Annotated in this window: 3 protein-coding genes; 1 reads left to right on the forward strand and 2 read right to left on the reverse strand. The window is 67.4% G+C overall.

From position 1 onward, the window contains the following. The first annotated feature begins 673 nt into the window (after nt 1-673). Entirely contained in the window at nt 674-1,369 is a 696-nt protein-coding gene (locus KVS69_RS18125; protein ID WP_345776824.1) for a hypothetical protein, read from the forward strand. An 80-nt stretch (nt 1,370-1,449) separates the two neighbouring features. Here KVS69_RS18125 and KVS69_RS18130 read toward each other — a convergent pair whose 3' ends face one another. Further along, nucleotides 1,450-1,686 carry a DUF1653 domain-containing protein gene (locus KVS69_RS18130; RefSeq protein WP_217539395.1) on the reverse strand — a complete coding sequence of 79 codons (237 nt, stop codon included), beginning with the start codon at nt 1,684-1,686 and terminating at the stop codon, nt 1,450-1,452. A 60-nt stretch (nt 1,687-1,746) separates the two neighbouring features. Then, nucleotides 1,747-2,116 (reverse strand): XVIPCD domain-containing protein (locus KVS69_RS18135; protein WP_345776825.1); only part of this gene is annotated, 370 nt, incomplete at its 5' end.

The following is a 2,116-nucleotide window of genomic DNA, read 5'->3' on the forward strand; positions in this document are numbered from 1 at the left end:
TCTGCTGCTGCTGCCGCTTGTCACATTCCCTGTGCAAGCTCAGGCGACACCAGAGCTTGTATCTCCCGCATCGGCGGTTTGCGTGCCAGCAGGTGTCGCCAGCCCGACCAATGCGCCCGCATCAGCTGCATCGATGAGTGATCTGGAAGCGACGGCTGTCTCTGGGCCTGCCCTGGTCAATCTGCCAGCGACTGTGACTCCGGGTATTGAGCCTCGGCCCGTTGAACCGGTGAGTCGAGAGCCTTCCGCTACGATCGAAAAAGTTGGGGATGTGGTACCCGCCGCCGGCGTCGAAAGCGCAGTCGAGGCGCCGGCGGCGGTGCCTGCAGCGACAGTCGATCCCGCGTCCGCCGTGGCGGCACCTGTCTCGGCTGCGGCGGCGCAACGTCCTGTGATCCCTTCTGCTTCCGTGGGCGCGGCGGCAGCTGCAGCTGCATCGGTGGAAACACCGTCAACGACCAGTCGGCCAGCCGAACCAGAAGCTTCTTCCGAACCGGCGCCCGTCGCTTCGCGCCCGCTGCCTATCCCCACGCTCGCCAATGACAACAACCAGATCGAGCGTCAGCTCGGTGCGCGTTGTCCGAACGACCTTGCAGCGCGTCTAGCCACCCAGGCGGACCTCCTGATCGGTGCCTGCCAAGGCACGCTGCCGCCGCACCTTTCAGCGTTGCTGGTGGCCATTCCGGAACAGCAACTGCTGCTGCCGCGCGCGTGGCGCGAGCGCCAGGCTGGGCAGAAGGGTTGGTACAAGGCCGTGCCCGGCTACGGGCTGCGCCCGGACTTCCTGGCGGTGCAGAGCGATGTCTGGGTGCGTTCGTTCGAAGGCGCTGACCCGTCCACCACGGTGTACCTGGTGTCAGGCCCGTTTGCGTGTGCCGACAACCGCGGCACCGACGCCGAGCCGGTCAAGACGGTGCGTCTGCCGGCCGGCAGCTGCCGCGAGGGGCTGGTGCAGCAGCGCGTGTACCGCGTGAGTGCTGGCGCGGCGCCGGTGGACATCACCCAGCAGGCGCTGCCGGCAGAGCCGTTGCTGTCCGATGCTGACCGGAAGCGCTACGGCGCCGACGGCGCGCGCGTGCAGCTGGATGCGGGCAAACTGCAGTTTGGCCCCGCGTTGCGCTGGTATGTGGACGCCGGCACCACCGAGAAGCCCGAGCCGCGCAGCTACGGCGAATGGGGCCGGCTGCACCTTGGCTTCGCGGTCTGGAATGGCGAGCGCTTCGAGCCGCGCGATACCGTGCCGCGCGTGGTGTGGCCGTGCGATCCGGTCGCACCGGGCGACGCCAGCTGCGGTGCCTACGCCGATGCCGGGCGCGACCCGTTCATCGTGGTCGGCGCCTCAGCTCAGGGTGTGACCGCGACGCCTTGAGTCCATGGCTTTGATCCCGTAGCAAAAAAGCGCCCCTCGGGGCGCTTTCTTTTTGTGCGCGCAGCGGCGACTGCGCCAGCTCAGCTTTGGTCCACCAACGCGAACCGTGGCCGCAGCACACCGTCCACCTCGACCTGCGCGGTGAACATCTCATACGGCCGCACCCACACTCCCAGGTCCTCGTCGAGCGGGCGATACAACACCATTGGCAGCAAGGTCTCGCTGTGGCGCACCACGTCGATCACCTGATAGTTGCCGCCCTTGAAATGGCGGTAGTGGCCCGGGGCAAGGACGGGCAGGGGCGCAAGGTCGGACATGGGGGAAATGCAGGCGTTGGAAAGGTCGCATTATGGCAGCGACGGAGTGGATGCCGGAGGTCAGGCGGTCATGCTGCGCGTGGCAGCCTGGCTTTCGGTCAGCTGGCGGTTCTGCTGCTCCAGCTGTTGGCTGGCGGCGGTAGCCTCCATCTGGCGGCTGCTCTGCTCCAGCGGTGTGTTCATCGCAACCACGGTCTCGACACTGACGCGCAGGTGGGCGGGGTCATCGGCCTTGCCCTGTACGGCAAAGGTGCGGGCCGCATCGCCGCTCATCAGCACGGCATCGATACGCGTACCACCGGCGGCATGCATTTCCGTGGCCAGGCTGCCGGCGAGCTGGTCGCTGGCGTGATCGGGTACGCGTCCTACGCGCGCATCCTGGGAATGGACGCCACGCAGGGCATCCTGGAACAGGGAGTACCCCGGATGG

Source organism: Stenotrophomonas sp. GbtcB23, assembly GCF_019091045.1.
GTDB lineage: Bacteria > Pseudomonadota > Gammaproteobacteria > Xanthomonadales > Xanthomonadaceae > Stenotrophomonas > Stenotrophomonas rhizophila_A.

Coding starts and splice junctions, on each gene's coding strand:
- KVS69_RS18130 (WP_217539395.1), bottom strand. CDS start 1,686: ATGTCCGACCTTGCGCCCCTGCCCGTCCTTGCCCCGGGCCACTACCGC.